The following is a 6,066-nucleotide window of genomic DNA, read 5'->3' as shown; positions in this document are numbered from 1 at the left end:
CTGTTCGAGCGCCTTATGCATGATTCGACCCTGGATGCGCGAGAGCATGTCCGCAAGTCTGCTGACATCGAGCAGGCCGGTCGCCGCATCGGCACGCGTCGCCTGAAGCAGGATGTGGTCCGGCTCATGGCTGCGCAGCACATCGTAGATCAGGTCGGTCGACACCGTGACCTGGCGGCCGCTCTTCTCCTGGCCGGGGTGGCGTTTTTCGATCAGGCCCGAGATCAGCGCGCAGTTGCGGAAGGTGCGCTTGAGAAGCCAGCTGTCGGCCAGCCAGGCTTCGAGATCGTCGCCCAGCATGTCCTGGTCGAACAGCGCGCCGAGTGAAGGTTTCCTGGCTTTGAACATCGCACCCATGTCGCCCAGCGACCATATGGCCAAGGCATAGTCGGTGGCGACGAAGCCAAGCGGCCTGGCGCCCGCCCTGTCGAGGCGACGGGTGAGCAGCATGCCAAGCGTCTGGTGCGCCAGCCTGCCCTCGAAGGGATAGGCGACCAGATAATGGCGGTTGCCGCGCGGAAAAGTCTCGATCAGCAAATCGTCGCGCTTGGGGAGCATCGATTTGTCCGACTGAAACCGCAGCCAGTCGGCCACCTGCTCCGGCAGCTTCTTCCAACGCTGCGGATCGTCGAGCATGATGCGGACCTGTTCGGCAAGGTACGTCGACAGCGGAAACTTGCCGCCGCCATAATAGGGCACCTTAGCGTCGCTGCCGGGCGCATTCGAGACGAAGCATTCATTCTCGCGGATACCTTCGAAGCGCAGCACCTTGCCGGCAAACATGAAGGTGTCGCCATGCGTCAAGGTTTCGAGGAACGCCTCCTCGATCTTGCCGAGCACGCGGCCGCCGTGCGACGCCGCGCCTTTGCTGCCGGCCTTGACGTAGCGCACATTGAGCGCCGGCACCTCGATGATGGTGCCGACATTCAGCCTGTATTGCTGGGCGACGCGCGGATTGGATACGCGCCACATCCCATCCTTGTTCAGGCGGATGCGGGCGTAGCGCTCGTAATTCTTCAACGCGTAGCCGCCGGTGGCGACGAAATCGATGACACGGTCGAAGGTCGGACGATCGAGGCCGGCATAGGGTGCCGCCGTTCGCACCTCTTCATAGAGGTCATCGGCCCGGAACGGTGCGCCGCAGGCGCAGCCCAGCACATGCTGCGCCAGCACGTCGAGCCCGCCATTGACCAGCGGCGGCGTATCCTGCGCACCGAGATAATTGGCGTCGAGCGCGGCCCGGCATTCCAGCACCTCGAAACGGTTGGCGGGAATCAGGATCGCCTTCGACGGCTCGTCCATGCGGTGGTTGGCGCGGCCGATGCGCTGCGCCAGCCGGCTGGCCCCCTTTGGCGCGCCGACATGCACGACCAGGTCGACATCGCCCCAGTCGATGCCGAGATCGAGCGTCGAGGTGGCGACGATGGCGCGCAATGCGTTGTCGCCCATTGCCTTTTCGACACGCCGGCGCTGGGCGACGTCGAGCGAGCCATGATGCAGGGCGATCGGCAAGGTGTCCTCGTTGACCCGCCACAACTCCTGGAACAGCAGCTCCGCCTGGCTGCGCGTGTTGACGAACAGCAAGGTCGTCTTGTGGCGCTTGATCTCGCGGTAGATTTCCGGCGTGGCGTAGCGCGCCGAGTGCCCCGCCCACGGCACGCGCTCCTCGGAATCGAGGATCGAGATTTCGGGCTTCGCCCCACCCGTCACGGTGATCAATTCCGCCATGTCACCGGGTGGGTTCTGGCTGACCAGCCAGCGCCGCAATTCGTCCGGCTCGGCCACCGTCGCCGACAGCCCGATCGTCTGCAGGCCAGGGACGAAGCTGCGCAGCCGCGCCAGCCCAAGCGCCAGCAGATGGCCGCGCTTCGACGTCACCAGCGAATGCAATTCGTCGAGCACGACATAGCGCAAATCCTCGAAGAAGCGCCTCGCATCGCCTGCCGCGATCAGCAAGGCCAGTTGCTCTGGTGTGGTGAGCAGGATGTCGGGCGGCGCAAGCTTCTGGCGCTGGCGCTTGTGGGCGGGGGTGTCGCCGGTGCGCGTTTCGATGGTGACCGGCAGGCCGATCTCCTCGACCGGCTTGCCGAGATTGCGCTCGATGTCGACGGCCAGTGCCTTCAGCGGCGAGATGTACAGCGTGTGGATGCCGCGCCGCGCCTGGCCTGGTTTTCGCCTCGGCCTGACGGCCAGTTCGGTCAGCGACGGCAGGAAGCCGGCCAGCGTCTTGCCGGCGCCGGTCGGCGCGATCAACAGCACCGATTGCCCGGCCTGGGCTTTCGCCAGCAGTTCGATCTGATGCGCGCGCGGCGACCAGCCCTTCTCGCCGAACCATTTTACGAATGGCTCGGGCAAGACGACGGCGGCATTCTGGTCGGCGAGGCGCGGCAGCTCGGTCACCCGCCAGAGGTAGCGCGGCGGCGCGCAATCGCCAAGCAGAATCGGAACAAAAGGGGATCGAAAAAAGCCTTACGGCCGCCGAAACCCCGTCGGTCCGCCATAGAGATAGCCGATGCGGGCGACCGCTTCCTTCAGCCCTTCGCGCGATACCAGCATGGTGTGGCCGTTGGCGTGGATCATGGTTTGGGCGTCGGTCATGATGGCGACGTGACCTTTCCAGAACACCAGGTCACCACGTCGCAACCCCGAAAAATCGGCGCCCGGCTCGAGCGGCTCGCCGACCGAAGCGGCCTGCATGTCGGAATCGCGCAGCACCTCCCTGCCAGCCATGCGCATGGCCAGTTGCACCAGGCCGGAGCAATCGATGCCGAAGCCGGAAACACCGCCCCACAGATAGGGCGTGCCGAGAAACGTCTCGGCCACGGACACATAGTCGCCGGCCACTTCGCCGATCGGCCGCAGATGGCCAGCGATCATGGCTTCACCCGACGGCAGCAGGGCATAGTGCGTGCCGCGTGTTTCGGCGGCACCCGTCACCGTTACGGTCGATCCCATCGACAGTTGCCCGGCGATCGGAAAGCGCAGATCCGGACCGGGATAAAGGAACGTACGCGGCACCGAGACGATATGGGTGGACGCATGGTCCCGCCCGCCCAGCATGCTGTCGGCGACATAGCCGACATAGCCGTCTCGCTCGGCCTGGATCCACGCCCAGCCTTCTCTGTCCTCGAAAACCAGGATATCGTCGCCGAACAGAGCTTGCGTGTTGACGCCTGAATCCAGCTTCGGCGCCTTGCGGATATCGGCCACCGGCACCGAAATCCGCGCTGGCCGGCCCGCTACGAAACGGTCGGCAGCGACTTCTCCTTTCAACCTGGCATCGGCGAGATCGGAGCGGAAAGCATGAAGGCGTGCGTCGTGAGCGGTCAAAATCGGCAACCCTGTTGAATGGGCAATACAGTCAGATCGGCAGTTCGTGGGCCTTGGCAATGATACCATCGCCGAAGCGCTCGACAAAGAGCGCGCCTTCAACGGTGCGCTTGATCAGGACATTGCGCTTGTCGAGCTCGTCGCGATGGCGCGACACCAGTTTCAGCGCGCCCATCGTATCGAGCGCGCGTGTGATGACCGGCTTGGTGACGTTGAGGCGGGCGGCAAGACCGCGCACCGTATGCGGCGGCGGATCGAGATAGATGGTGAACAGGATCGCCGTCTGACGCATGGTGAGATCGGGCGCATCCTCGCGCACCTGTGACAGCATCACTTGCTGCCACAGTCGCAAGGCCTGGCTCGGGCGCATCGCAATCGACATCGCGCCATCATGACGGCAAATTGTTTCGGTTCCGTTTCAGTTTCAGCAATTTGCCGGCTCTGGTTGCGGCCATCAGCCATAACGCGTCGAGATGATCCGCTCCAGCGCCCGGATGCCTTGCGCCTCGCCACCGGCGGGGCCATAGGGGCGATCGGCGGGGTTCCAGGCAAAGATATCGAAATGCGCCCAGCTCGCGGTCTTCTCGACGAAGCGCTTGAGGAACAGCGCCGCGGTGATGGAACCGGCGAAACCGTCCGTGGTGACGTTGTTGATGTCGGCGATCTTCGACGACAGTTTCGCATCGTAGGGCCGCCATAGCGGCATGCGCCACAGCGGATCCTCGACCGCCAGCGATGCCGCCGCCAGCTCCGAGGCAAGCGCCTCGTCATCGGTGTAGAAGGGCGGCAGGTCGGGGCCGAGCGCGACGCGGGCGGCTCCGGTCAGGGTCGCCATGTCGACCAGGAGCCGCGGTTCCTCCTCGTCGGCCAGCGCCAGCGCATCGCCCAGCACCAGCCTCCCCTCGGCGTCCGTGTTGCCGATCTCGACTGATATACCCTTGCGGCTCGCCAGCACGTCACCGGGCCGGAAAGCGTTGCCGGCAATCGAATTCTCGACCGCGGGGATCAGCACCCGCAGCCGTACGTTGAGCCCGGCGGCCATGATCATCGAAGCCAAGCCAAGCACATTGGCGGCGCCGCCCATGTCCTTCTTCATCAACAGCATGCCCGAGGACGGCTTGATGTCGAGGCCGCCAGTGTCGAAGCAGACACCCTTGCCGACCAGGGTGACCTTCGGCGCGCCTTGCTGCCCCCATGTCATGTCGATCAAGCGCGGCGCGCCGGACGAGGCACGACCGACGGCGTGGATCATCGGGAAATTCTGTGTGAGCAGGTCTTCACCCTTGATGACGGAGACTTCGGCCTTGTGGGTCCCAGCCAAGGCCCGCACTGCCCTCTCCAGATCGTCCGGCCCCATATCGTTGGTCGGTGTGTTGACCAGATCGCGCGTCAGGAAAACGCCATCGGCGATGCGGCGAACGCGCTGCACATCGACGCCGGCCGGCAGCTCGAAGCGCAGCTGCTTGCCCGGCTTCTTGCCGTAGCGGGTAAAGACATAGCCGCCGAGCGCCAACGCGATTGCCGCCAGTTCCGGCTCGGCCGGCGCCGAGGCGAAGTGCCAGTCGCCTTCCGGCAGGGTTTTCGCCAGCGCGCCCAGGGCGAGCGCGCCCTCGCCGTCGCCAATACCGAACATGGCGCCGCCGAGCGCTCCGTTCTCGCCGGGCACGGCCAGCGTCCTGCCGGCCTCGCCGGAAAAGCCGTTTGCCCTGGCCCAAGCGACAATAGACGGCGACAGACCGGCCGCCTCCAGGCCGTCCCTGCCGACCAGATGGACCGGCAGTGGGTTCTTCAGCTTGTTCTCGACCAGTTCCACAGCCATCAGATGTTTCTCCTGCCGAGCTCGCCCCGAGTCGGCGCTTCTTAACCCTCCGTTAGGGTTAACAGAATATTTCTGCTGGAGGGAAGATGGCCACGCAATGGCCACGCGCATGAATGGAGGCCCAGGGTGCCGATGCCGACCAACCGCACGATAGACATCCGGGGAAAACGGCTCATCACCACGGCATTCATGCTGGCGCTCGCGGCAGGTGTCGCGGGATGCGCGACCGACAAGCTCACCACCGGCTCGATCGGACGCACCAGCGGCAAGCCGCTGGAGACGATGTCGGCGGGAGAACTGCACAATGCCACCGCCGCACTCGGCCAATCCTACGCCAGGAACCCCAACGACAAGCGCATCGCGACCAACTTCGCGGCGGCGCTGCAGATGGATGGCGACGCCGACCAGTCGCTTGCGGTGATGCGCAAGCTGGCGATCGCCTATCCGAAGGACCGCGACGTACTCGCCGCCTACGGCAAGGCGCTGGCCGCCAACGGCCAGTTCGAGGCGGCGCTCGACGCGGTGCGCCGCGCGCAGACGCCGGAATATCCCGACTGGAGGCTGGTCTCCGCCGAAGCGGCCATACTTGACCAGCTCAACCAGAAGGACGACGCGCGCCAGCTTTACCGCAAAGCGCTCGAACTCAAGCCCAACGAGCCTTCGGTCCTTTCCAATCTCGGCATGTCCTATGTGCTGGAAGGGGATCTGCGCACCGCCGAGACCTATATGCGGTCGGCCGCCCAGCAGCCGAACGCCGACAGCCGGGTACGCCAGAACCTGGCGCTCGTTGTCGGCCTGCAGGGCCGTTTCGACGAAGCCGAGAAGATCGCCTCGCAGGAACTTTCGCCCGAACAGGCGCAGGCCAACGTTGCCTATCTCAGGCAGATGCTGGCCCAGCAGAACGCCTGGAGCCAGCT

General features: G+C 65.1%; 5 protein-coding genes. 1 reads left to right on the top strand and 4 read right to left on the bottom strand.

What is annotated here, in order from left to right; all coding sequences use genetic code 11:
• From EOA36_RS24515 to EOA36_RS24500, 4 genes are all read right to left on the bottom strand, one after another.
• On the bottom strand, nucleotides 1-2,400 hold a 2,400-nt coding region (locus tag EOA36_RS24515), incomplete at its 3' end, for a ligase-associated DNA damage response DEXH box helicase (RefSeq protein ID WP_127279773.1).
• Nucleotides 2,401-2,469: 69 nt separating this feature from the next.
• Nucleotides 2,470-3,330: an NlpC/P60 family protein gene (locus EOA36_RS24510; RefSeq protein ID WP_127279772.1), complete on the bottom strand. Its 861-nt coding sequence runs from the start codon at nucleotides 3,328-3,330 to the stop codon at nucleotides 2,470-2,472.
• 31 nt (nucleotides 3,331-3,361) lie between these two features.
• Nucleotides 3,362-3,712, bottom strand: coding sequence for a MarR family winged helix-turn-helix transcriptional regulator (locus EOA36_RS24505; protein WP_015319324.1), 351 nt, complete (start codon nucleotides 3,710-3,712; stop codon nucleotides 3,362-3,364).
• A 72-nt stretch (nucleotides 3,713-3,784) separates the two neighbouring features.
• Nucleotides 3,785-5,149: a leucyl aminopeptidase family protein gene (locus EOA36_RS24500; protein WP_127279771.1), complete on the bottom strand. Its 1,365-nt coding sequence runs from the start codon at nucleotides 5,147-5,149 to the stop codon at nucleotides 3,785-3,787.
• 132 nt (nucleotides 5,150-5,281) lie between these two features.
• On the opposite strand from EOA36_RS24500, the gene EOA36_RS24495 reads away from it, so the two are divergent.
• The coding region (locus EOA36_RS24495) for a tetratricopeptide repeat protein (protein WP_127279774.1) at nucleotides 5,282-6,066 on the top strand (785 nt) is incomplete at its 3' end.

The sequence above is a fragment of the Mesorhizobium sp. M8A.F.Ca.ET.021.01.1.1 genome (assembly GCF_003998025.1).
GTDB lineage: Bacteria > Pseudomonadota > Alphaproteobacteria > Rhizobiales > Rhizobiaceae > Mesorhizobium.
The sequence above is the reverse complement of the archived record's forward strand: the minus strand, read 5'-3'. Positions and strand labels throughout refer to the sequence as shown.